The organism is Halorubrum ruber, assembly GCF_018228765.1.
In the GTDB taxonomy this organism is placed as follows: domain Archaea; phylum Halobacteriota; class Halobacteria; order Halobacteriales; family Haloferacaceae; genus Halorubrum; species Halorubrum ruber.
The window spans coordinates 719,081-742,705 of sequence record NZ_CP073695.1; the positions used below are offsets into that span (position 1 = coordinate 719,081).

A 23,625-nucleotide genomic window follows, 5' to 3' on the forward strand; every position below is an offset into this window, starting at 1 on the left:
CGTTAGTGTCCGTCGGTCGTGTCGCCGGCAGCAGCCCGGATCGCCTCGACCACGGGCGCCGGCCCGACGACCCAGACCCACGCGGCGAGCATGAGCGCCCCCGGGAGTTCGGGCAGCGCGAGCCCGGTCACGGGCCACCACCCGGCGACGAACGTCGCCCAGACGGCGACGTGGACCGGGGCGAACGCGAGCGCGACGCGCCCGGTCGCCTCCCCCCGTCTGACCCAGCCGTCGACCGCGAACACCAGCGTGACCAGACCGTAGAACCCGATCGCGGCCGGCCCGTGGAGCGGCTCGGTGAGGTCGAAGACGCCGACGCCGGCCATCGAGACCAGCGCCAGCGCGAGGAGGAGCGCCCGGAACGGGCGACCGGTTCGTCCGAGGCGGACGGCGTAGCAGACGCCCGCCGCCCCGCCGGCGATCAGCCCCCAGTTGAACGCGACGGCGCTCTCGTCGCGGACGCCTAAGTCGGAGAGCGCGTCGGCCGTCCACGAGAAGGTCGGATCGAGGAGTACCGCGAGCGCGATTCCGCCGAGCGCCGAGAGCGTCGCGACGGCGCCGCACGCGGCCGCGACACGCCCGACTTCGGGAGAACGGGATTCCGCGTCGGTGCCGCCCTGATTGCCGGCCGAGGAGGGCGCAGAGGGGGCGGAGGGCGCCATCGACGCCCGTTAGTCGATCCGCTCGGCCGCGTCGCGCTGGACCAGCGGGTCGGCGTTCTCGACCGGGAGAGAGACGACGTCCTCGCTCGCGAGCTCGTACTCCCGCTCGTCGACGCCGAAGATGGCCCCGACGTCGCGGGTGATCCGCACCGTGGCCCGCTCGGTGCCCTCGTCGGGTTCCGGATCGGCGCCCGGCTCGCCGCCCGCCGTCGCTTCGGGGACCGGTCCGCCGTCAGTCGTCGCTCCGGGGTCGGCCGCGTCGTCCGATTCGCCCGCGGAGGGGTCGGTGGCAACGCCGTCGGGCTCGTCGCTCGCGCCGTCCCCCGCGTCGACGCCGACCGCTCCCGGCGGCGCCGGCTCGGGCGGCACCGGCGTCGGCTCGTCGTCGCCGTCGGTCGCGGCGCCGTCGGTCGGCTCCGTATCGGGAGAAGCGACCTCGCCGTCGGCCGCGGCGCCCTCGGTCGGTTCGGGTGGTGCGTTCGGCGGCGATTCCGCCTCGCCGCCGCCCATCGCTCCGGCGAGCGCGTCCGAGGCGGCGGGGCCGTCGCCGGCGTCCGCCTCCTCGGAACTCGGACCCGTCGGATCCACGCCCGTCGGATCCGTTTCCGCCGGCTCAGCGTCCGTCTGGGACGCGCCGGTTTCGGGGGTCGAATCGCTCGGTACCGGATTGCGCGACTCCGCGGCGTCGGTGGAGACCGGGGTCTCGTCGGCGGTCTGGGCCTCGTCCGGCACCGGCGACTCGCCGGCGAGCACGTCGAGGACCTCGGACTTGTTCGCGGTGATACGCTCGACGAGGTCGTCGAACAGCCGGCGTTCCTCGGTCGTCATCCCCTCCTCGTCGACCGACATGTCGGCCGCCGCGAAGGAGGCGAGCTTGACGACCTTGCCGACGCGGCGCTCGTACAGCGCCTCGGCGACCTCCTCGGCGGTCTCCACCTCGTCGGAGAGCCGGCGGACGTCGTCGTCCTCGAACGGGTTCTCGACCTGCTCGGCGCGACGGTCGCGCGCGGCCCGGAGGTCCGCGACGTACGCGCCCACGTCGTCGTAAAACGAGTCCCGCAGGTGCTGGAGGCTGTCCTTCCGGCGCTCCTTCGCCTGCGCGGACCGGAGTTCGTCGAGGTTCATTTATATTCGGTCATCGTTCGGGGGCTTTCCGCGCCTCGCCGCGGGCCATTAGGAAGGCTCCCGCGAACTCGGGCACGGTGTTCGTACCGGATTCAACTCTGACGCGCTCGCCGTTTAATTCTACCGTCCGATCCGCGTCCGTCTCGATCCGGATCTCGCGGCCGACGAACCGGTCGGGGACCGCGTCCCGGAGCGGGTCGAAGTCGGCGAGCTCGTCGCGGTCGAGCGGCGTGACGACCAGCGCGGAGCCGCCGTGGAGCGTCCCCGGGAGCCGGATGAGCCGCCGCGTGTCGGTGGTCACCGGCTCGTCGATCGGCGCGGCGTCCTCCGCGGCGACGCGCGACGCCAGCGCGGAGACGAGCCGACGCACGCCCGGCCCGCCGGCCTCCACGTTGCCCTCGCGGACCGCGGTCGGGTTCCGGTCGAACGCGCCGAGAATCGTCTTCGCGCGCCCCTCGCCGATCCCGTCGAGCTCCATCAGGCGCTCGCGGGCGGCCTCGTCGTCCATCTCGCGGAGGTCGTCGGCGTACTCGATCAGGGCCTCGTGGACGCGCGCGCCCCACCCGCCCTCGGTCCGGAGGACGCGCTTCGTCGTGCCGCGGTCGGAGACGGTGCGGATCAGGCCGTCGGTGTCGAGGTCGATGGCGCGCACGTAGTCGACGATCTCGCGGCGCGCCTCGCTGTCTAACTCCCGGACGTCCTCGTCGCGGACGTGGACGTGGTAGCCGCGGCCGCCCGAGAAGACGACGGTCACGTCCTCGAACGCGAAGTCGTCGTCGAGGAAGTCCAAAAGCCGCAGGAGGGCGTCCTTACACGCCGCCAGCATCTCCGGGTACGAGGTGGTCTCCGGGTCGACGCCGGGGAGGTGGTCGGCGTCGAGATCGAAGACGAGGTCGGCGTTGCGCCACCCCTTCTGTCCCATCGTCGCCGCGCCCGGGTTGTCGTAGCGCGCGGCCGAGAAGTAGGCGTGTCGGGGGGCGTTGTCCGCGAAGAACGTATCGACATGGCCGAGTTCGGTCAGCGCTTGGTGGCGGACCATCGTCGTCCCCGACCCGGGGTCCACGGGATGTGGCCCCACTCGCGGAGGTTCGCGTCGGGCGGGAGCGACAGCGAGACCGACCGGTAGTAGTCGCCGAACCGCCCCCGGAGGTACTCGCGGGTCCGGTCGTCCATCGTCTCCTCTCGTACCCGCGGTCGACGTATCAACGTTACCGTTTGCGGGCGACCGCGACAGCAACCGTTTATAAATAAATCAAGCAGTCGGCGCGTGCCTGCGAGCGGCCGCCCTCGGCGGCCGCGAGGCAGCACGCGCGAGGGAGTCGGTGGTCCGGAGCGAAGCGGAGGACCACCGACGAGGCTGGGGAGGCATGAGGCTGCGGTGCCGTGCGGGGCGGGACTCAAAGGGGCAGCCGGGAGGCCGCAGTAGGCGTTCACGAGAGCGGAGCTCTCGTGAGCCAATCAGAACGCTCCGCGTTCTGATGACGACGTAAGCACCGCAGGGAGCGAGTGTAACGAGCGACCGAGGAGCGCAACGAGCGTACTGCGGCCTCCCGGCTGGGGCTTTGGCGGTGTTCACCGCTGGTTTTCAGGGAGCAGCGTATCGCCGAGCGGCTGGGGCTTTGGCGGTGTTCACCGCTGGTTTTCAGGGAGCAGCGTATCGCCGAGCGGCTGGGGCTTTGGCGGTGTTCACCGCTGGTTTTCAGGGAGCAGCGTATCGCCGAGCGGCTGGGGCTTTGGCGGTGTTCGCCGCCGATCCGCGATCAACTATTTATAACTGGGCGGCTGGGAGATTTGGCGGTGTTCGCCGTCGATCAGCCAACATCTATTTATAAATAACGGACTGAGATTTCGACGCGACTCGTTACCAGGGTCACGTATCGACGCCGATCGTCGACAGTATTTTGATGGGCAGATTCGTCGACCGCACACGGCTGGTCCCCATGCTCGACGAGATACTCGACGTGCTCATCGATGAGGTCGCCAAACTGGTCCCCGACGTCGTGTGGGGCGCCGTATTCCTGGTGACCGGCGCCCTGACGACGATGCTCGGCGTGACGATGATACTCGACATGACGACGCTCAACGGATCGATGCGTCTCGGCGGCGTACTGACCGCCGTCGGCGTGCTGTTAATCGCCGGCCCGTTCGTCGCGTGGTACCGGTAACCCTCGACTGCCCGGATCCCCTCGGCCACAACACTATCCGAGACGGCTCCGTACCCCTTCGCATGCGCTCCGAAGAGGAGGTCAGAGAGCAGTACGAGTTCCTCCGCGAACAGTTAGACGACGAGGAGATGAACCACCGCGGCGTCGAGGAGCTGTTCACTCACTACAAGCGCGCGCTCGGGTGGGTGTTAGAAGAAGAACATATGTGAGCGACGTACGACACGTTTATCACTCTCTACGGTGTACGATGAAGTGACGCTTCGTCTGGAGGGCCGAAGCGTCAGCGGGGACCAATCGGCAGGCCCGACGCGGCTTTTTTCCGCGTCGGGCGTGCCTTCTTCCGACACTCGACCGCGTAGCGCTCCGCTCATCGTTTCGCGCCCGAGCGAACGCGCTTCCCGCGATCTCGATTCCCGCAATCCCGACCGACGAGCCGCTGTCCTCGCGTCCGCATACGTATCAGACGCCGAAAACGACGTCCAGCCGCGGAGACCCGAATCCGCTTCGCGTGCGAGTTACGGAACTGACAGAACGGAGGCGTCTGTTACGGGGACGTAGGAGACGATTCGTGGTCGTACGAGGACTAATATAACGGTATATTTATTTATTCTCGACAGGTATGTACAGACAGTTGTATGTACGACCTCACAGGTTTTCAGCGAGACCTGCTCTACGTGATCGCGGGCCTCGACGAGCCGCACGGGCTGGCCATCAAAGAGGAGCTCGAAGAGTACTACGAGAAGGAGATCCACCACGGCCGGCTCTACCCGAACCTCGACACGCTCGTCGAGAAGGGGCTCGTCGAGAAGGGCCAGCGCGACCGCCGCACCAACTACTACACGCTGACCCGCCGCGGCCGCCGCGAGATCGAGGCCCGGACCGACTGGGAAGCCGAGTACATCGAACACTGACCCGGCCGCCCGCCGCTCCCGCACCCGGTCGATAGCTCTGCCCGTTCCGTTCTTTCTCGCTCCGTTCTGCTCGTTTTCCGGCCGTCGCCGCGCCGCCGCGAACGGTTGGATTCAAGTCCGCCCCGGGGGAATTCGGTCCTATGAACCCGGGAGATCGCGTCCGCGTCGAGCGCGGGGGCGTCACCAACGAGGGCGTACTGCTCCCCTCCACGACGCGCGACCACCTCGTCGTCAAGCTCGACGGCGGCTACAACGTCGGTATCGACCGCGAGGAGGCCGACGTCGAGGTGCTTGAGTCCGGCGTCCGCGAGGTCGACCCCGCGGCCGACGACGGCGGCGGCGACGCCGCCTCGGAGATCACCTTCGACGAGGACCTGCCCACCGTCTCGCTCATCTCCACCGGCGGGACCATCGCCTCCACCGTCGACTACCGAACCGGCGCCGTCACGGCCCAGTTCGACGCCGAGGACGTCCTCCGCGCCGTCCCCGAGCTCGCCGGGCGCGCGAACTACCGTGGGCGGGTCGTCGCGAACATCCTCTCGGAGAACATGGAGCCGTCCATCTGGCGCGACCTCGCCGACGCGGTCGCCGAGGAGATCGAGGCGGGCGCCGACGGCGTCGTCGTGATGCACGGCACCGACACGATGCAGTACTCCGCGTCCGCGCTCTCCTTCATGCTCGACTCGCCGGTGCCGGTCGTGTTCACGGGGAGCCAGCGCTCCGCGGACCGCCCCTCTTCCGACAACGTGATGAACGCGGTCTGCGCCGTCGAGGCCGCGAAGGCCGACCACGCCGAGACGCTCGTCTGTATGCACGCGAGCCCCTCCGACGACGCCTGCGCGCTCCACCGCGGCACGCGCGTCCGCAAGAACCACACCTCCCGCCGGGACGCGTTCGAGACCGTCGGGGCCGCGCCGCTCGGGCTGATCGACTACGAGGCCGCCGCCGAGGCGGGCGCAGAGGGCGACGCGGCCGACGCCGCGATCGAGTGGCACCGCGAGCCCACCGCACGCGGGAGCGCGGAGCAATCGGTCGACCTCGCGCCCGATCTCGCTCCCGACGTCGAGCTCGTCAAGTTCACGCCCGGGATGGACCCGGCGGCGTGGGACTACCTCGACGAGAAGGACGGCGTCGTGATCGAGGGCACCGGGCTCGGCCACGTCCACACAGACCTCATCCCCCGGATCGAGGCGCTCGTCGAGGGCGGAACCGTCGTCGCGATGACGAGCCAGTGTCTCGCCGGCCGGGTCTGCGACCGCGTGTACGACACCGGCCGCGACCTGCTCGACGCGGGCGTCGTCGAGGCCGGCGACACCCTCCCCGGCACCGCGAAGGTGAAGCTGATGTGGGCGCTCGCGAACACCTCCGACCCCGCCGAGGCGATGGGCCGCGACCTCGCCGGCGAACTGACCGAGGAGTCGCGGCCCTGGCGATGACGGGATCGGGAGAGGGCTTCGACGTCGTCGTCCGCGAGGCGCGCCCCGCCGACGCCGACGCGGTCGCGGCGTTCACGCGGGACACCTGGGGCGAGCGCCACGAGGACTACATCCCGCGGGTGTTCCCCGACTGGGCCGCCTCCGACGACTCCGACCGCGGCACGTTCGTCGCGACGCTCCCTCCGGAAGCGGCCGAGGCCGGCAACCTCGACGGCCGGGAGGCGGGCGACACGCACGTCGCGGGCGACGGCGACGGCGTCGCCGACGCGGGCGACCCTGAGGCGGTCGTCGGCTGTATCCAAGGTGTCCTGCTCTCCGAGTGGGAGGCGTGGGGGCAGGGGATCCGCGTCGACCCCGCCGCCCGCGGCCACGGCGTCGGCACCGCGCTCTCGGAGGCCGCGCTCGACTGGGCACGCGAGCGCGGCGCGACCGTCTGCCGGAACATGGTGTTCTCGTGGAACGTCATGGGGCTCGGCCAGTCGCGCGCGGTCGGCTTCGAGCCCGAGACGGAGTTCCGGTTCGCGGAGCCGGAGCCCGACCCGGACGCGCTCGACGGCGACGGGGGCGCGCCGACCGATTACGGCGCCCTCGACGACCCCGACCCGGACGCGGCGTGGGCGTTCTGGAGCGACAGCGACGCCCGCGACCGCCTGCGCGGCCTCGCGCTCGACCCCGACGAGTCGTGGGCCTGCTCGCAGCTCACCCGGGAGCGGCTCGCGGCCGCCGCGGCCGAGGACCGGCTGATCGCGGTCGCCGACGCCGACACCGACACCTTCGCCGGCTTTGCGGTCCGAACCCGCGTGACGGAGCGCGAGGTCGACGGCGAGACCACCAGAACCGCGACGTACGGCGTCGCTGCGTGGCGCGACGTCGACGCGGCCGGCGCGCTGTTCGACGCGATCGCCGCCGACGCCGCCGCGGCCGACGCGGACGGCGCCCGCGCCCTGATCCCGGAGACGGTTGAGCACGTGAGCGACGCCGCCGCGAACCGCGTGTCGGTCGCGGCCGAGCCCGACTTCGTGATGTGCGCGGACCTCACCGGTGGGAAATGACCCTCTTCGGCGTCGATCTCCCGTGGTCGCTCCCGCTCACGCTCGTCATCTACGGGGTGGTCGTCGCCGCCGCGGTCTGGATCTACCGCGATGCGAGAGCCCGCGGGAGCCGCTACGCGGTCCTCTGGGCGCTTTCGACGCTCGTGTTCACGATCGTTCCGGTGTTGGCGTACCTGTATCTCCACCGGGAGGCCGGTCCGGCGCGGTAGGCGACCCGCCGCGCTCCGCCGGTCGGCCTCGCGGTCGACCGCTCCCGGCCGCTTATGTGCGACGACGCGGAACGACCGACGGATGCCCGCCCTCCCCCTGACCGACCGGGTACGCGCGCTCGGTCGCGGCCGCCGGCCGCGCGCGCTCTCGGTCGCCGTCGCTAACCTGCTCCCGCTCGTCGGCGTCGTCGCGCTCGGCTGGAACGCGGCCGCGCTGATGACGCTGTACTGGTTCGAACTCGGGATCGCCTCCGGCTGGGCGCTCGTCCGCGGGCTGTTCGCCGGGCGGCCGTCGGAGGTCGAACGCGAGGTGCTGATCTCCGGGCCGCTCGCGCAGCGCCGGGTCGGACTGTCGCTCCCGCTGACCGACGTCCAGGTCCGGTTCTCGTCGCTTCTCGTGCTCCCGATCGCCGCACCGATCCTCGCGGTCGTCTGGGGAGTCGTCGGCACGCTCACGGTCGGCGTCGTCGGCGGCGGGCTGGGCGCGGAGGCGCTCGACACCGTGACGCTCGCGGTCCTCGCCGTCTTCGTCGGCGAGGGCGCGACGACGCTCGTCGAGTACTTCGGCCGCGGCGAGTACCGCGACCACAGCGCCCAGACGGCGTTCACGGGCGTGTTCGCCCGCGGCGCGGCCATCTTCCTCGGTGCGCTGTTCACCGTCACGGTCGTCGCCGCGGGGACCTTAGAGGACGACACGCCGATCTCCGCGCTCGACGCCGACGCGGTCGGACTCCCGCTCCTGCTCGGGATCGTGGCGGTGAAGGCCGCGTTCGACCTCGGCGGGTTGTACGGCGACCGGCTGGCGGCGTTCGACGAGTCGTCGTCGCTCGATCTGGGGTTCTCCTACGACCCTCCCGACCCGGAACCGGCGGACGGGTCGCTCGCGGAACCGGTCGAGACGGTCCGCCAGCCCTTCCGGTCGCGGCTCGCGGGCGCGCTGACGACTCCCCTCGGCCATCCGGGACTGTGGTACATCGCCGGGGCCTTCGGGTTCGTCGGTCTGCTGTTCGCGATCGGCGGGAACTGGCTGACCGCCGGAACCCTCGGCGCGCTTGCCGTGGCGGTCCCGCTGGCGATCGCCGCGCTCGACCACGAACTCCGGTACGGACTCGTCGAGTACCGCGCCGGCGACGACGCGCTCGTCGCCCGCGACCGGCTGTTCGACGTTCCCCTGTGGCGCGTCGAGCCGTGGGACGAGACCGACCTGCGCGTGGAGCGGAGCGGACTCGACCGCCGGCTCGGGACCGAGACCGTCGCGATCGAACTCCGCGACGACGAGTACCGGATCCCGGGGCTCGACGACCCCGAGCCGATCCTCGACGTGTTCGATAGGCGGCCGGACCGTCCCGACGGCCCGGACCGATCGGCCGACTGACGCGTCAGCCGTCCGCATCGGTCGCCCCGTCCCGGCCGTACAGCGGGTGCGCGTCCCCGACGAGGCGCTTGAAGAGCAGGATGACGGCCGCGTGGAAGGCGACGAGGACGGTCACGCTCGCGACGATGATCGCCACCTCCACCGGGGTCGAGAGGAGGCCGAGCGAGACGATGAGCGTCGTCGCGCACGCCGGCGGGTGGACCCAGTCGGTCGCGATCATCGCCCAGCTGGTCGCCACGAGCGAGGCGACCGCGCTCGCGGTCAGCCGGAACCCCTCGGGCGAGAAGGCGGGCGGCGTGGCCGTGAGCGCGGCGCCGTCGGCGATCACTGTCCACGCCGCCAGCCCGGCGACGCCGCCGATCAGGTGACTCGCGACCACGCGGACGGCGCGTTCGCGCTCGCTCCGCCGGTCGAACGCGAGGACGAACGCGGACGGGCCGAGGCTCGGGAAGACGAACGGCTGGCCGGTCGCCCACGCGACGGTACCGAGGACCGTGAACAGCAGGCCGGCGTACAGACTGGTTCCCAGACGGCGACGCATTGCGACCCGGTCGGCGAGCGACTCACATAGGCCCGGCGGATCGCCGGCACCGAGGCGCCGAGCCCCCTCGGCGACGCGGATTCGGGGCGGCGCTATCGATCGCGATAGCCGAACCCGAACGCCTAATTGGTCCGACCGCGCCCGTGGAGACATGTTCGCGACGCTGCCGGACCTCCTCCGACTGCTCGTCGTCCCCGTCTTCGGGTGGGCGGCGATCCGGGACGTCCGGACCCGGCGCCTCCCGAACCGGCTGTGGCCGCCGCTGTACCTGTTCGGCGCGCTGCTGTTGATCTGGGAGGCCGTCTCGCTGTGGCCGTTCGCGGGGTTCGACGGGCGGATCTTCCTCGTGCGGGCCGCGATCAGCCTGCTGTTCGTCGCGCCGCTCGGCTACGCCTTCTGGTACCTCGGGGCGTTCGGCGGCGCCGACGCCAAGGCGATGATCGCGCTCGCGGTGATATTCCCGACGTTCCCGGCCTACGAGCTCGCCGGGCTCACCGTCCCGCTCGTCGACACCCAGCTCGGCGTGTTCTCGCTGACGATCCTCACGAACACCGTCCTGCTCGGTCTCGCGTACCCGGTCGGGCTCGCCGCGCTCAACCTCGTCCGCGGCGAGGCCTCGCCGAGCATGTTCTTCGCGCGCCCGGTCGCGACCGACTCGCTGCCCGACCGTCACGGCCGGCTGTTCGAGGACCCGGACGGGCCGACCCGAGGCGGGCTCGACCTGGACGCGCTTCGGATGTACCTCCGCTGGCGGGGGCTCACGCTCGCTGACCTGCGGGCGGACCCGGAGGGGCTCCGCGACCCCGGCTCGGTCGGCGAGACGTTCAACCCGACCGACGGGGGGGCCCACGTCGGCCCGCGGACCGACGGGGGGCGCGCAGTTGACGACGTGCCCACCGACGGGGGGCGCGCGGTCGATGTCGAGGCTAAAACCGACCGCAACTTCGACGACCCGTGGGCGGCCGAGCGCTTCCTCGACGACATCGACCACGGCGCCTACGGCACCGACGCGGCGACACTCCGCGACGGCCTCGACGTCGTCGCCCGCGAGGACCGCGTGCTGGTCTCGCCCGGAATGCCGTTCGTCGTCCCGATGGCGGTCGGCCTCCTCGTCTCACTGACATTCGGCGACGCGCTGTTCGCCGTGCTCGGCGCGGTCGGCTTGGTCTGAGCCGGCACCGACGCCGCCATTTATAAATGAGCGATGCGGTGCGGTGGCGCGTGCCTGCGAGCGGCCGTCAGGCCGCGAGCAGCACGCGCGAGGGAGTCGGTCGCCGAGCGAAGCGACGGCGACCGACGAGGCTGGGGAGGTGTGAGGTGCCGGGCTGTGCGGTGCGGGGTGGGACTCAAAGGGGCAGCCGTGCGGTGGCCGCAGGCGACGCAAGCACCGCAGGAGCGAGTGAAACGAGCGACGAGGAGCACAGCGAGCGTGCGGCCACCGCACGGCTGGGGCTTTGGCGGTGTTCGCCGCCGATCCGCGAGCAGCTATTTATAAATAAACGACTGGAGCTTTGGCGGTGTTCGCCGCCGATCCGCAAGCAACTATTTATAAATAGAAGGCGACGAACGCGCCGTATCGTCAGTTCCCGGCCCAGACGTCGTCGGCCGCGAGGACGCGCGTCCCGACCGGGCGCTTCACGAACTCGCCGAGGTCGCGGCCGACGAGGTCACCGACGCCGCGCTGGGCGGCCACGTCGAGTAGCCGCTGGTCGACCGTCCCGTCGACGACGACGGCGTGCGGCGCGGGCTCTGCGCCCTCGACCGCGTCGAACGCCTCCGCGGCGTCGACCTCGCTTAAGACCTCGAACTCGTCGCCGAGGAGCCGCGCGCGGCCGGTCTCCCCGTCGACGACCTCGCCGACGTGCGCCGCCATCGTCTGCGGTTCGTCGGGCTCGTCACCGGTCGCGTCGCGTCGTTCGTCGTCACTCTCGTCGGGCTCCGTCTCCGCGGCCGAGTCAGCGTTTGGCTTCTCGGCCGGCTCGGTGTCCGGGTCCTCGACCGCCTCGGGATCCGGTTCCTCGGACGACCCAGCGTCGGGCTCAACGGCAGAGGCCGCGTCGGCGTCGAGCGTCGAGCCGGGATCGGCGTTGTCGGTCGGCGTCGACTCGGGCTCGGGATACTCGCTCGCTTCGTCGGCCGAGGACGGGTCACCGGTCTCGGCCGCCGCGTCGCTGTCGTCCGGTTCCGACGATTCTTCTTCTGACTCGATCTCGGGCGACGCGTTCGTTTGGGCCGACGGTCCGGCCGAATCGCCGCCCGAGGAGTCGCTCGGGACCGCACCGCCGTCGCCGACGCGGGCGACCGACGGGTCGTCGTCAGCTGTATCGCCGTCGGCGATCTCCTCGTCGCTGGCGGCGGCTCGGAGGTCGGCCGCGTCCGCGAGGCTCGCGTACGGGACCTTCCCGCGGAGCGCCTCGAAGACGGCGTCCCGGTCGAGGTCCTCGACGGACTCGCCGGGCGGCGCGAACGCGACGTAGTCGACCTCGCCCACCTGCGCGAGCTCGCGGAGGATGAGCTCGCCGCCGCGGTCGCCGTCGAGGAACGCGGTGACCGTCCGGTCGGCGGTCAGGTCCGCGACCGCCTCCGGGACGTTCGTCCCCTCGACCGCCACGGCGTTTTTGATCCCGCAGTCGAGCAGCGTGAGCACGTCCGCGCGCCCCTCGACGACGATGACAGCGTCGGAGTCGCCGACGCGCGGCCCGGCCGGCAGCCCCTCGTAGTCGACGATGCCCTCGACGCGCGCGGCGTCGCGGACCTCGTCTAACACGTCGCTGCTCGCGAGGCTCGTCTCCTCGAAGCCGCCGGCGATCAGCTCCTTGGCGCGCTCGACGACCTCGCGGCGCTTGGCGGCCCGCACGTCCTCGATGCTCGTCACCTCCACGGAGGCGTGGCAGGGGCCGATGCGGTCGATCGTCTCCAGCGCGGCCGCTAAGATGGCGGTCTCGACCTTGTCTAAGCTCGACGCGACGGTGACCTCGCCGAACGACTGGCCGTTCTCGGACTCGACGGAGACGTCGATCCGACCGACGCGCGAGGACTCTTGGAGGTCCCGGAGGTCTAACTCGTCGCCGAGAAGCCCTTCGGTCTGGCCGAACACCGCGCCGACGACGTCGCTCCGCTCGACGACGCCGTCGGCCGCGATGGTGGCGTGAATCAGGTATTTCTCTGTGTCTTTCATGATGGGTGAATGGTGATGGCGGGCGGTAGCGCCCGTCCGTGTATGGTTGCGTTCCTCGCGGAAAGTAGTTATCGCCACGCTCCTCCGGCGGAGGTTATTGAAGAGAATTTTTCTCCAACACGCAGATCCGAACTGATTCAATAGTTCTTAGTGTCTATAGATGTAGTGTTATCCCACATGACGCGCTCACGGAGCGATCTCGTGTGGATACCGACGTTCGCGATACTCGTGGCGTTCGCAGTGCCGTGGCCGCTGTGGGGCGTCGACCGCGTCGTCGCGGGCCTCCCGGTGTGGATCTGGTGGCACGTGGGCTGGCTCGGGCTGTGCGCGGCCCTGTTCGCGCTGTTCGTCCGGAGCGGCGCGTGGGAGCGCGGGATGGGACGGCGACCGGAATCGAGCGACGGTCGCACCGGAGGCCCCGCGCTGGGGGGTGACCGCCGGTGACGCTCGGCCTCTCGCTCGGGATCGTCGTCGGCTACTTGGTCGTCGCGCTCGCGCTCGGCCTCGTCGCGTACCGCGTCTCGGAGACGACCGCCGAGGACTACTACCTCGCGAGCCGGTCGATCGGGACGCTCGTGCTGCTTTTCACGACGTTCGCCACCCTGCTCTCCGCGTTCACCTTCTTCGGCGGCCCGAACCTCGCGTACGCGGCGGGCCCCGAGTGGCTGATCGTGATGGGGACGCTCGACGGCGTCCTCTTTGCCGTGCTGTGGTACGTCATCGGCTACAAGCAGTGGCTGATCGGCGCCCGCAACGGCTACGTGACGCTTGGCGAGATGCTCGGCGACCGGTTCGGCTCGACCGGGCTGCGCGCGCTGGTCGCGGGCGTGAGCCTCCTGTGGCTGTTCCCCTACGTGATGCTCCAGCAGATGGGCGCCGGCGAGGCGCTCGTCGGGCTCACGAACGGCGCGGTCCCCTACTGGGGCGGCGCGGCGCTCATCACCGGGTTCATGATCCTCTACGTCGCCGTCGCGGGGCTCCGCGGCGTGGCGTGGACCGACACGCTCCAGGGGCTGTTCATGCTCTCCGTCGTCTGGCTCGCGGCGGCGTGGGTCGTCTCGGCGCTCGGCGGCGTCGGCGCCGCGACCGAGGGGATGCTGGCAGCCCGGCCCGAGTTCGGGTCCTTCGGCGGCGGGACGTACTCGGTCGGGTTCATCGTCTCGACCGCGATCACCATCGCGTTCGGGGTGACGATGTTCCCGCAGATCAACCAGCGGTTCTTCGTCGCGAAGTCGGCCGCGACGCTGAAGCGGTCGTTCGCGCTGTGGCCCGTGCTGGTGCTGCTCCTCTTCGTCCCCGCGTTCATGCTCGGCGCGTGGGCGGCGGGCACCCCGGTGACCGTCCCGGAGAACGCGAACGTGCTCCCCGTCGTGTTAAACGAGTACGCGCCGGCTTGGCTCGCCGCGGTCGTCGTCGCCGGCGCGATGGCCGCGATGATGTCCTCGTCGGACTCGATGCTGCTGTCGGGGTCGTCGTACTTCACGCGGGACCTCTACCGCCCGCTGATCGACGCGGACGCCTCTGAGCGCCGCGAGGCGTGGATCGCGCGGATCGGCGTGGCGGCGTTCGCGGCGCTAGCGTTCGTCGCGAGCCTCTTCCGCCCCGGGACGCTGATCGAGGTCGGCGACACGGCCTTCTCCGGGTTCGCGCTGCTCGCGCTCCCCGTGATCTGCGCGCTCTACTGGCCGCGGACGACGCGTACGGGAATGATCGCAGGCGTCGCGGTCCCGCAGGCGATCTACCTCGCGGTGGTGCTGTCGGCGGTCGTCGGCGCCGTCCCGACGCTGCCCCGGACCGTCGCCGGCGGCTGGGACGTGGCGCTCGGGCTGATGCTCCTGTCCGGCGCGCTCACGGTCGGCGTGTCGCTCGTGACCGCGCCGACCGAGGAGAGCGACGCCTCGCGGTTCGCGGTTGTAAGTGATTGACAATTTGTAAAACGGTTCGTTCTGGGCCGGCGTTTCGTGTTCCTCTGCCACCGAGTCAGGGATGAACGCCGCCAAAGCCCCAGTCGCTCGCTTATAAATAGTTGATCACGGATCGACGACGAAGGCCTCCAAAGCCCCAGTCGTGAGGGCGGCGCACGCTCGCTGTGCTCCTCGCTCGCGCTGCTCGCTGCGGTGCTTACGTCGCCTGCGCCGCCCTCACGACTGCCCCTTTGAGTCCCACCCCACCGCGACCGCACAGCACCTCACGCCTCCCCAGCCTCGTCGGCCTCCCTCCGCTTCGCTCCGGTCGGCCGACTCCCTCGCGCGCGCTCCTCGCGGCCGCCTTCGGCGGCCACTCGCAGGCACGCGCCACCGCGACCTTCGGGTTGAAATAGCGCCACCGAACCGTTCCCGCCGCGCCGAAGCCGGCGAAAGCCAAAAGACCGCTTCGCCCCGACAACGCGTATGAACGAGCCCGGTACCGAGGGCGTGCTGCTGGACCAGGAGACGCTCCGCGGTCGGCTCGACGACGCGCCGGCGTGGCTCCGGGAACACTACCGAACCTTCCGCGAGTCGATGCTCGGCGAGCGCGACGGGTCGCCGTTCCCCTGCTACTTCGGCATCGAGGTCGAGCGCGAGGGCGACCTCCTGTACGCGGCCTGCGAGTCGACCACGGACCCGGCCGCGCTGTTGCGGCTGCGCGACGTCCTCCTCGAATACCTCGACGCGTACCCGGACCACGCCGACCGCGCGCCCCTCGCGGTGTTCTTCAGGCCGCCCGACGACGACCGCGGCGAGGCGCACTACCACGAGCGGCTCTGGAACGTGCTGGAGTTCCTCCACGTCCACGACCCCGAGCCGTGGCCCGACGACATCCCGACCGACCCCGACACCCCGCGCTGGGAGTTCTGCTTCGGGGGCGAGGCGCTGTTCCCCACGTCGCGGGCCCCCTTCTACGACGACCGGAAGAGCCGGTACTCGCCGGTCGGCTTAGAGATCACCTTCCAGCCCCGCGCCGTCTTCGAAGGGATCACGGCCGACACCGAGGCGGGCGAGCGCGCACGCGAGGCGATCCGCGACCGCATGGGCGACTACGACGGAGTCTGCCCCCACGCCGACCTCGGCGACTGGGGCGCCGAGGGCGACCGCGAGTGGAGACAGTACCTCTTCCGCGAGGACGACGACGCGAGCCCGGACGCCTGTCCGCTGTCTCCGACGCGCGAGCACCCGAAGGCGCCCGAATCCCTGCTCGAACGCGGCGCGTGGCGGCGGTTCGCGGGCGACGCCGACGCGAGCGATCACGACGCTCCCGTCATCGCGGGGCTCGGCGATGACTGACGGCCCGGCGGCCGACGACGCGGCGCGCGCCGCGACCGTCCCCGACGACGCCGTCCTCCTCCTCGTCGACTTCCAGACCGGCTTCGACGAGCCGGGCTGGGGCGAGCGCAACAACCCCGACGCCGAGGCGGTCGCGGCCGCGCTGCTCGACCGGTGGCGCGAGACGGGCCGCCCCGTCGCGCACGTCCGCCACGCCTCGACGGAGCCCGACTCGCCGCTGCGCCCGGACGCCCCCGGCTTCGCGTGGAAGCCGGAGACGGCGCCCGTCGCCGGGGAGCCGACGTTCGAGAAGTCGGTCAACGGCGCGTTCCTCGACTCCGGGATCGACGAGTGGCTCCGCGAGGAAGGGTACGACTCGCTCGTCGTCTGCGGGCTCACCACCGACCACTGCGTCTCGACGACGGCGCGCGAGGCCGAGAACCGCGGCTACGACGTCCGCGTCGTCGCCGACGCGACCGCGACCCACGCTCGCGAGGCGCCGGACGGCGAGCGGATCGATCCGGAGACCTCCCACCGCGTCGCGCTCGCGCACCTGAACGGCGAGTTCGCGACCGTCGTCGACAGCGGCGACCTGCTCGCGGAGTGACGAGAGACCCCGCCGCCGCCCGCGCTCAGTCGTCGGCGGCGTCCGCGGCCTCCGCGTCCCCGCCGCTCGCGCGCTCGGCGGCGTTCGTGAACATCCCGCGCCGCGTCGTGTACAGGAAGTAGCCGCCCAGTCCGAGGAAGCCGACGACGTTCGAGGCCGCCACCGCCCAGAAGACGGCCTCGACGCCCCAGCCTAATCCCGGCGTCACGGTGACGCCGAACGCGCCGAACGTCGTCGCGACCGGGACGGCCGCGACCGCGATCGGGAACCGGACCGCCCAGTACTTGACCAGGTCGGCGAGGAAGGAGGTGCGGGTGCGGGAGGCGCCGTTGAATCCCGCCAGAAGGGTGTACGTGCCGCCGAGCGCCCAGTAGGAGGCGCCGAGGATCCGGAGGTAGAGGACCGACAGGGATCGGCCGGTCGCGGTGAGGTCGGGCGCGAGCAGGTCCGCGATCCCGCCGGCGAAGAGGAACTGGACCGCGCCGAGCGCGAGGAACCCGGCGACGACCATCCCGGTGCCGACCGTGGTCGTCCGGCGGGCGCGCTCGGGGGCGTCCGCGCCGAGGTTCTGTCCGATCATCGACTGGGCGGCCTGCTGTATCCCGAGAGCCGGCACGACCGCGAGCGTCGCGACCCGGGCGCCGACCGTGTACGCCGCGACGCCCGCCGCGCCGCCGGCGACCGCGACGAGGGCGACGACGAACACCCGGACTAACTCGCTTACGCCGCGCTGGCCGCCGAGCGGGAGGCCGACCGAGACGACCTCGCGGGCGGTCGCGGGGTCGAACGCGAACGCCTCTCGGGTGAGCCGGAACGTGTCGCGGCCGATCCCCGCGGCGTACCCGAGGATCCACAGGAGGCCGGCGACGCCCGCGAGCGCGGTGCCGAGCGCGGCGCCGGCGACGCCGAGCTCCGGCACTGGGCCGACCCCGAAGATGAGCACCGGCGCGGCGATCAGGTTGACGAGGACGCCCACGAGGCTCACGTGGAACACCGCCTGCGTGTCCCCGTACGCAGTGAAGCAGTTCTCGACGGTGTCGCCGACCGCGCCGACCGGGAGGACGGCGATCACGATCGCGAGGTACGTGGCGGTCGTCCCGGCGAGCGCGGGGTCGGCGCCGAGCAGCGCCACCACTTCCTCGGCGTAGACGACCACCGGGAGCGCGACCGCCGCGGTGACCGCGAGCGCGACGAGCGCGCCGTTGACCGCGACGCGGCGCGCGCCCGCCTCGTCGCCGTCGCCGGTCCGCTGCGAGACGAGGATCTGGGTGCCGACCGCGCCGACCACGACCGTCGCGCCGAGCAGCGACTGGATCGGGAGGCTGAGCCCGACGGCGGCGACCGCGTCCTCGCCGACCCGGCCGAGCCAGAACGTGTCGACCAGCGCGTTGGCGACGTACACGACGTTCTGCGCGACGAGCGGCGCGGCGAGGACGAGCAGCACCCGTCCGACCGGCCCGTCGGTTATCTCCTCGCGGTCGACGTCCAGCATCTAATCGTTCCAGTATTAGTCAGTGATAATAAAAGTGTGCTGGTAGTGAACACGACTCTCGTATCGGGGGTCACTACTCTTCTCCAGTCGGGGAATTTCGCACCCTCTCGCCCCGGCGCTTGTCGACCGCTTCTCGCCCGGTGCGATCGCTCTGTGTCCTCGCGCGCGGCCGTCCCGCTCCTCCCACGCGGCCGCCCGGCGCCCGCGAAGGGAAACCTCTTAATGGACTACGCGCGGAGTTCGTGGTATATGAGCAACGGCGACGACGACCCGGCCGACGCCTCCGAGGAGGCCGACGCCGCGGACGACGGCGGGGACGCCGACGAGTCGATGGGCACAGCCGCCGCCCCGACGCTCCCCGATGACGCGACCGAGGAGTCCCTGAATGAGTACCTCGACGAGATCGCCGAGCGGCTCGAGGCCGCCGAAACGGAGGCCGACCTCGACGACGTCGAAGCGCTCTTAGACGACGCGGAGACCGGTATCGAGGGGGCCGATCTCCCCGAGCCGGACGAGGACGACGAGGACGCCGACGACCCCCGCGGCGACCTCGAGGACCGCGTCGCGGAGCTCCGCGACGGCGTCGAGGAGGCCCGCGGCCCCTACGGCGAGGACGTCATCGACGCGATCGAGGCCGCGTCCGGGACGGTCGCGGACACCGAGTGGACCGAGGACGGCCACGAGGACGTCGCGGCCGCCGTCGCGTCGTTCGTCGACGAGGCCGCGGACGCGATCGACGAGGCGGCCGCCGATGCGATCGACGAGGCCGACGAGGACCCCGAGGCGCTGCTCGGCGAGGCCGCGGACGACGAGGAGACCGCCGCCGCGGGGCCGATCCCCGTCGACCAGCTCACCGCGGCGCTCGACGCCGTCGCCGCGGCGGTCGCCGAGGCCGGCTTCGACGCCGACGAGGACGCGGACGCGATCGCCGCGCTGCTGGAGGCCACCGACGACCTAGAGGCCGGCCTCGACGACGCCGAGGAGTGGGACGACCTCGAGACCCACGAGCAGCTCCGCGCGCAGGGGTACTACGACGTGCTCGGCCACTACAAGGACTTCCCGGTCGAGTGGGCCGCGCTGAAGGAGCACGAGGCGCAGGGGAACGTCGACATGATCCTGCTCGCGCTCGACTCGCTGCAGTCCGAGTTCATGGAGCGCCACTGCCTGGAGGCGTTCGAGCGGATGGGCAAGCGCGGCAAGACCGAAGACTCCGTTCAGGAGATCCTCGGCCGCGCCGAGAAGCGCGACCAGCCCGCGATCCGGATCCTCGGGAAGATGGCGGCCGCGAAGGCGACCGACACCCTCGTCGAGTACGTCGGCGAGGACTCGAACCCGCAGCTCCAGAAGACCGTGTTCAAGGCGCTCGGCGAGATCGGCGCGCCGGAGGCCGTCCAGCCGCTCGCGAACCAGCTCGACCCCGACGGCGACACCGACGAGCTGGTCCGCCCTCACGCCGCCCGCGCGCTCGGGCTGATCGGCGACGCGCGCGCCGTCGACCCGCTCGCCGACGCGCTCGAAGACGACCCGTCCGACGACGTCCGCGCGGCCGCCGGCTGGGCGCTCCGGCAGATCGGGACCCGCGAGGCGCTCGAAGCGGTCGCCGAGTACGCCGACGAACACTCCTTCGTCGTCTCGACGGAGGGAGAGAAGGCCGAGCGCGCGCTCGACGAGGCCGAGCCCGCGCCGACGGCCTGAGGGGCGCACTCCTCTCTCCCGCAGCGGTCGCGAACCCTTTTAGCCGATACAGGCGCCACGCTCGCCGTGTCACCCCGTCGTCCGAGCCGCCGGTCCCGCGTCGCCGCGCTCCTCTTGCTCGTCGCCGCGGCGACTGTCGCCTGCTCGCTTCCGGCCGCGGCCGCCCCCGTCGGCGCCGCCGCCCCGGTCGACGAGGTCGAGCCCACCTCAGCCAACGCCTCCGCCGACGCCCGCGGCGAGCCGCGAATCGTCGAGCTGTACCCGAACCCGACCACGGCGGAGAACCGCGGCGAGTACCTCGTCGTCTCGCTGCCCGAGCGCGGGAACTGGTCGCTCTCGGACGGCTACTACGACACCGAAATTCCGGCGAACGCGAGCGGCCGGGTGACGCTGTCGATGGCCCCGAACCGGACCGCGTCGATCCTCGCCGGCGATTCGGGGACGGCCGCCGCGGTCGCGGACCGGCGTCAGATTCGCCGCCTGACCGACTACTTCCCGCTGTCGGCGTCGGGCGACCGGATCGAACTCCGCCGTAACGGGCGCGCGGTCGACGTCGTCGCCTACGACCGCGCCAGCGAGGGGCACCGCTGGCGCGCCTCGTGGGGCGAGTGGCGCCCCCGCGGCTACGATCCCCGCTCCCCGGAGTCGACCGCGGACGCGGCCGTGACGCCCTTCGTCCTCCCCGACAGCCCGGGAATTCCGGTCGAGCCGCTCCGGAGCGCAGACGAGCGCCTGTTCGTCGCCGGCTACACGCTGACCTCGGAGCGAATCGTCGGGACGCTCGTCGCGGCCGCCGACCGCGGGGTGCGCGTTCGCGTGCTGCTCGAGGGGTCGCCGGTCGGCGGGTTCCCAGCGCGGAGCGCACCGCTGATCGACCGGCTGACGGCCGCCGGCGTCGAGGTCCGGATCCTCGACGGCGAGGTCGAGCGGTTCCGCTTTCACCACCCGAAGTACGCGGTCGCGGACGACCGCGCCGTCGTGCTCACGGAGAACTGGAAGCCGTCCGGCACGGGCGGACACAGCAACCGCGGGTGGGGCGTCGTCGTGGGCGGCGACGGCGAGACGGGGGACGACGAGACGGCGGACGGCACCGGAGCCGACCGGAGCGCGGCGGTCGCGGACGACCTAGCCGCCCTGTTCCTTGCCGACTTCCGGGCCCACGACGCGCGGTCGTGGCGCGCCTTTCGCGCCGATACGGAGTTCCACGGGGCGGGCGAGCGAACGGCTCATACCCGACGCGGTTCGACGCGCCCGCGCAGCCGGCGGCGGCGAACGTGACCGTCCTCACCGCCCCGGGCAACGCCGCCGACCGGATCGTCGCGCGGATCGACGCCGCCGACGAGCGGGTGCTCGCGGTCGTGCCGCGCGTGGGCGGGCCGAACGACCGGATCGTCCGCGCGCTCCGGCGCGCGGCCGACCGCGGGGTCGACGTCCACCTGCTGCTCTCGGACGCGTGGTACGACCGCGAGGCGAACCGGAACCTCTCGAAGCGGCTCGCGGACGAACCGATCGCGGTCGACCTCGCGGAGCCGCGCGGTCGGTTCGGGAAGGTCCACGCGAAGGGGCTCGTCGTCGACGACGCCGCGGTCGTCGGGAGCCTCAACTGGAACCCGAGCGCGGAGACGAACAACCGCGAGGTGTTGCTCGCGGTGGAAAACGAGTCGGTGGCGGACTTCTACGCTCGCGCCTACGCGGCGGACTGGCGCGGTGGCGGGATTCAGCTTCCGATCGCCTTCCTCGGCGGCTTCGGCGCCGCGCTTGCGGGGGCCGGCGCGGTGGTTCGGCGGGAGGTCACGTTCGGCTGAGAAACGGGCTCGGTGCGAACGGCCGCAGCGAGCCGCCCGTTGGCAGTGTCGAGGGCCGGACCGATTGCGGTCAGTCGTCGAGCGCGATCGTCGACGAGAGCGCCTCGTCGATCTCCGCGCCCGCCATCTTCTCGACGAGCGTCTCGATCACCTCGCTCCGGCGGCCCTTCACGAACTTGATGGAGCCGACGACGAGGTGCCCGCCGCCGGAGACGCCGGCCTCGGGCAGCTCCTCGTTCAGCTCGGTCACCATGTTCGGGATGTCGAGCCGGACGCCGTCCGAGCGGAGGACGCAGAAGTCGGGGCCGTAGCCGATGGTGATGACGGGGTCGCCGGTCTCTTTCACCTTCGCGTCGTGGAGTTCACCGGTGGTCTTGCCCGGTGCGGGGTAGGTGAACCGGTGGGCGTACTCGTCGAGGTCGATCCGGTAGAGGTGCGCGCCGGAGGCGAGCCGCTCGTGTTCGACGTGGTCGTCGACGGCGTCGAGCTGGCGCTCCACGTCCCGTTCGGCGCGCTCCGAGAGGAACTCGACGAGCTCCTCGTGCCGCTCCTCGTCGTCACAGCCCACATTCAGGGCGTCGTTGACGAGCGTCTTCCCTTCGGAGTAGCGGAGCCAGTGGGCCGCGTAGTCGAGCGCCTCCCCGATGTCGAGGAGGTCGGACTCGTCGTACCCCGCCTCCTCGGCGAGCGCGACGTAGTCGTCCATCGCCTCCGCCTTCGAGCGGTCGGAGAGGCCGGCGACCGCCGGCACGTGTTCGAGCTCCTCGGTGAGCGACGGGTCGATCAGGCGGGCGAGCTCGACGCACATCATCCCCGTCGTGACCCGGTAGTCCTCGCCGTGGAGGTACGGGTTGACGTGGGCGTCGAGCAGCGGCTCGACCGCTTCGGGGTCGGGGTGGTGGTGGTCGACCGCTGCGATGGGGATGTCGTAGTGCGCGAGGTTCTCGTAGGCCGGCACGTCCTCCTCGGTCGACCCGTTGTCGAGCATTAGGAGGAAGGGGAGCTTCTGGCCGTGGCGGGCGCGACCCTCCAAGGCGAAGTTGAGGTCGCGGGTGACGTCTTCCATCTCGTAGTAGGGCGCCTTGCTCGGGAGCCGCTTGAAGAGGTGGCGCGGCGAGTCGGGGTCACCGTGGACCTCCTCGATCAGGTTCTCCAAGGCGAGCTGGACCGGGATCGCGGCGCACATCCCGTCGCCGTCGGCGTGGTGGCGGACGCGGATCGGGCGGCCGGCGAGCACGGTCCGGCGGAGGAGCCGGGCGAGTTCGCGGAGGTCCTCGTGGATCGGTTCGAACGCCTCCCAGTCGACGAGGGGGTCGACGTCGGCGGGCTCGGCGCGCTCCTCGAGGGCCGCCTCGAAGCGCTCGCGGGCCTCGGCGGCGCGCTCGTCGGGCAGTCGCTTCAGCGAGTCGACCTCCAGCTGGAGCGCGTCCTCGCGGCTCTCTATCGTGCCCGCGACGTGGACCATGTCGCCGACCTCGACCTCGGGGTACGCCCGGACGCCGGCGGACTCGAAGGCGGCACAGGAGAGGACGCCGGAGGCGTCCGCGACGGCGAATATGGTGGGACCGCCCGTCTGTTTCGCCTGGACGACCTCGCCCTCGACGGTCACCTCGTCGCCCGGGGTCAGGCCGCGGACTCGTGAGACCGTCGGCTCGTGGGCGACGGCCTCGGTGCGGTAATCGTCGGGGTCGACGTCGTCGAACGCGATGTCGCCGTTCTCCTTCACCTCGGTGAGCCGGACGATCAGCCGGTCGCCGACCGCGTACTCGCCGTCGAGGTTCGACTCGTGGACGAGTCCGCTCACGGCGTCGGAGAGGTCGACGAACACGCCGTAGTCGACGACGCCGTTGACCTCCGCGTGATACAAGGCGTCGGCCTCCGCGTCTTCGAGGGTACAGTCGGGCGCCAGGTCGTAGACGGTCGGCCGGTCGTCGGTTGCGTTCTGCGATCGGTCGTCGGTCGCGTGATCCGGCCGGTCGTCGGCCGTCCCCTCCGCGGCGTCGGCGTCGGGTTCGGGGCTCGAATCGCCCCGCGTGCCGGAATCCCCGGCGGTGTTTTCGCTCATGGACACGTCTCGGGAACGGCCGGTGTTAAGCCTGTTCTCTCGGGGCTCACGGCTCCGGGCTCCGC

19 protein-coding genes and 2 pseudogenes are annotated in these 23,625 nt (G+C 71.5%); 14 read left to right on the forward strand and 7 right to left on the reverse strand.

Annotated features, from left to right (window positions below; all coding sequences use genetic code 11):
- Window positions 1–2 precede the first annotated feature (2 nt).
- The 3 genes and pseudogenes from J7656_RS03485 to priS all read right to left on the reverse strand — a co-directional run bounded on the left by J7656_RS03485 (window position 3) and on the right by priS (window position 2,960).
- The gene (locus tag J7656_RS03485) at window positions 3–662 is read right to left on the reverse strand and encodes a DUF998 domain-containing protein (RefSeq protein ID WP_211554109.1); all 660 of its coding nucleotides are present in this window, start codon (window positions 660–662) and stop codon (window positions 3–5) included.
- A 9-nt stretch (window positions 663–671) separates the two neighbouring features.
- Window positions 672–1,787 (reverse strand): DNA replication complex subunit Gins51, encoded by a 1,116-nt coding sequence (locus J7656_RS03490; RefSeq protein WP_211554111.1) that lies wholly within the window; start codon window positions 1,785–1,787, stop codon window positions 672–674.
- A 10-nt stretch (window positions 1,788–1,797) separates the two neighbouring features.
- Window positions 1,798–2,960 (reverse strand): annotated as a pseudogene (priS, locus tag J7656_RS03495) (DNA primase small subunit PriS).
- Window positions 2,961–3,727: 767 nt separating this feature from the next.
- On the opposite strand from priS, the gene J7656_RS03500 reads away from it, so the two are divergent.
- The 7 genes from J7656_RS03500 to J7656_RS03530 all read left to right on the forward strand — a co-directional run bounded on the left by J7656_RS03500 (window position 3,728) and on the right by J7656_RS03530 (window position 8,935).
- Window positions 3,728–3,952: a hypothetical protein gene (locus tag J7656_RS03500; RefSeq protein ID WP_017343907.1), complete on the forward strand. Its 225-nt coding sequence runs from the start codon at window positions 3,728–3,730 to the stop codon at window positions 3,950–3,952.
- Window positions 3,953–4,014: 62 nt separating this feature from the next.
- Window positions 4,015–4,161: a hypothetical protein gene (locus J7656_RS03505; protein ID WP_007345373.1), complete on the forward strand. Its 147-nt coding sequence runs from the start codon at window positions 4,015–4,017 to the stop codon at window positions 4,159–4,161.
- 426 nt (window positions 4,162–4,587) lie between these two features.
- The gene (locus tag J7656_RS03510; RefSeq protein WP_004597247.1) at window positions 4,588–4,863 is read left to right on the forward strand and encodes a PadR family transcriptional regulator; all 276 of its coding nucleotides are present in this window, start codon (window positions 4,588–4,590) and stop codon (window positions 4,861–4,863) included.
- 140 nt (window positions 4,864–5,003) lie between these two features.
- Entirely contained in the window at window positions 5,004–6,299 is a 1,296-nt protein-coding gene (gene gatD / locus J7656_RS03515) for a Glu-tRNA(Gln) amidotransferase subunit GatD (protein ID WP_211554112.1), read from the forward strand.
- Window positions 6,296–7,351, forward strand: a complete 1,056-nt coding sequence (locus J7656_RS03520) for a GNAT family N-acetyltransferase (protein ID WP_211554113.1) — start codon at window positions 6,296–6,298, stop codon at window positions 7,349–7,351. The genes gatD and J7656_RS03520 overlap by 4 nt, the downstream gene beginning before the upstream one ends.
- Complete coding sequence (locus J7656_RS03525; protein WP_017343910.1) at window positions 7,348–7,560, forward strand: hypothetical protein; 213 nt, start codon at window positions 7,348–7,350, stop codon at window positions 7,558–7,560. Before J7656_RS03520 ends, J7656_RS03525 begins: the two co-directional genes overlap by 4 nt.
- A gap of 82 nt (window positions 7,561–7,642) precedes the next feature.
- Window positions 7,643–8,935, forward strand: coding sequence for a DUF6498-containing protein (locus tag J7656_RS03530; RefSeq protein WP_211554114.1), 1,293 nt, complete (start codon window positions 7,643–7,645; stop codon window positions 8,933–8,935).
- Window positions 8,936–8,939: 4 nt separating this feature from the next.
- On the opposite strand, the gene J7656_RS03535 is transcribed toward J7656_RS03530, so the two are convergent.
- Window positions 8,940–9,476 (reverse strand): HPP family protein, encoded by a 537-nt coding sequence (locus J7656_RS03535; protein WP_211554115.1) that lies wholly within the window; start codon window positions 9,474–9,476, stop codon window positions 8,940–8,942.
- Window positions 9,477–9,627: 151 nt separating this feature from the next.
- Between J7656_RS03535 and J7656_RS03540 the strand changes: the two genes are divergently transcribed.
- The gene (locus J7656_RS03540; RefSeq protein WP_211554116.1) at window positions 9,628–10,647 is read left to right on the forward strand and encodes an A24 family peptidase; all 1,020 of its coding nucleotides are present in this window, start codon (window positions 9,628–9,630) and stop codon (window positions 10,645–10,647) included.
- A gap of 408 nt (window positions 10,648–11,055) precedes the next feature.
- Here J7656_RS03540 and dnaG read toward each other — a convergent pair whose 3' ends face one another.
- Window positions 11,056–12,654, reverse strand: a complete 1,599-nt coding sequence (gene dnaG, locus J7656_RS03545; protein WP_211554118.1) for a DNA primase DnaG — start codon at window positions 12,652–12,654, stop codon at window positions 11,056–11,058.
- A gap of 177 nt (window positions 12,655–12,831) precedes the next feature.
- On the opposite strand from dnaG, the gene J7656_RS03550 reads away from it, so the two are divergent.
- From J7656_RS03550 to J7656_RS03565, 4 genes are all read left to right on the forward strand, one after another.
- On the forward strand, window positions 12,832–13,098 hold the full coding sequence (locus J7656_RS03550) for a DUF3311 domain-containing protein (protein ID WP_017343915.1): 267 nt from the start codon (window positions 12,832–12,834) through the stop codon (window positions 13,096–13,098).
- Window positions 13,095–14,579 carry a sodium:solute symporter family protein gene (locus J7656_RS03555; protein WP_211554120.1) on the forward strand — a complete coding sequence of 495 codons (1,485 nt, stop codon included), beginning with the start codon at window positions 13,095–13,097 and terminating at the stop codon, window positions 14,577–14,579. Before J7656_RS03550 ends, J7656_RS03555 begins: the two co-directional genes overlap by 4 nt.
- Window positions 14,580–15,044: 465 nt before the next feature.
- Window positions 15,045–15,917, forward strand: a complete 873-nt coding sequence (locus tag J7656_RS03560; RefSeq protein ID WP_211554122.1) for a YqcI/YcgG family protein — start codon at window positions 15,045–15,047, stop codon at window positions 15,915–15,917.
- A complete protein-coding gene (locus J7656_RS03565; RefSeq protein ID WP_211554124.1) occupies window positions 15,910–16,503 on the forward strand; it encodes a cysteine hydrolase family protein in 594 nt (197 codons plus the stop codon). The genes J7656_RS03560 and J7656_RS03565 overlap by 8 nt, the downstream gene beginning before the upstream one ends.
- A 25-nt stretch (window positions 16,504–16,528) precedes the next feature.
- Here the strand turns inward: J7656_RS03565 and J7656_RS03570 are convergent, their stop codons facing one another.
- Window positions 16,529–17,995: an MATE family efflux transporter gene (locus tag J7656_RS03570; protein ID WP_211554127.1), complete on the reverse strand. Its 1,467-nt coding sequence runs from the start codon at window positions 17,993–17,995 to the stop codon at window positions 16,529–16,531.
- A 249-nt stretch (window positions 17,996–18,244) separates the two neighbouring features.
- On the opposite strand from J7656_RS03570, the gene J7656_RS03575 reads away from it, so the two are divergent.
- Window positions 18,245–19,690: a HEAT repeat domain-containing protein gene (locus J7656_RS03575; RefSeq protein ID WP_211554129.1), complete on the forward strand. Its 1,446-nt coding sequence runs from the start codon at window positions 18,245–18,247 to the stop codon at window positions 19,688–19,690.
- 114 nt (window positions 19,691–19,804) lie between these two features.
- Window positions 19,805–21,495: pseudogene (locus J7656_RS03580) on the forward strand (phospholipase D-like domain-containing protein).
- A 70-nt stretch (window positions 21,496–21,565) separates the two neighbouring features.
- Here the strand turns inward: J7656_RS03580 and han are convergent.
- Complete coding sequence (gene han, locus J7656_RS03585; protein ID WP_017343922.1) at window positions 21,566–23,560, reverse strand: Hef-associated nuclease; 1,995 nt, start codon at window positions 23,558–23,560, stop codon at window positions 21,566–21,568.
- Window positions 23,561–23,625 lie beyond the last annotated feature (65 nt).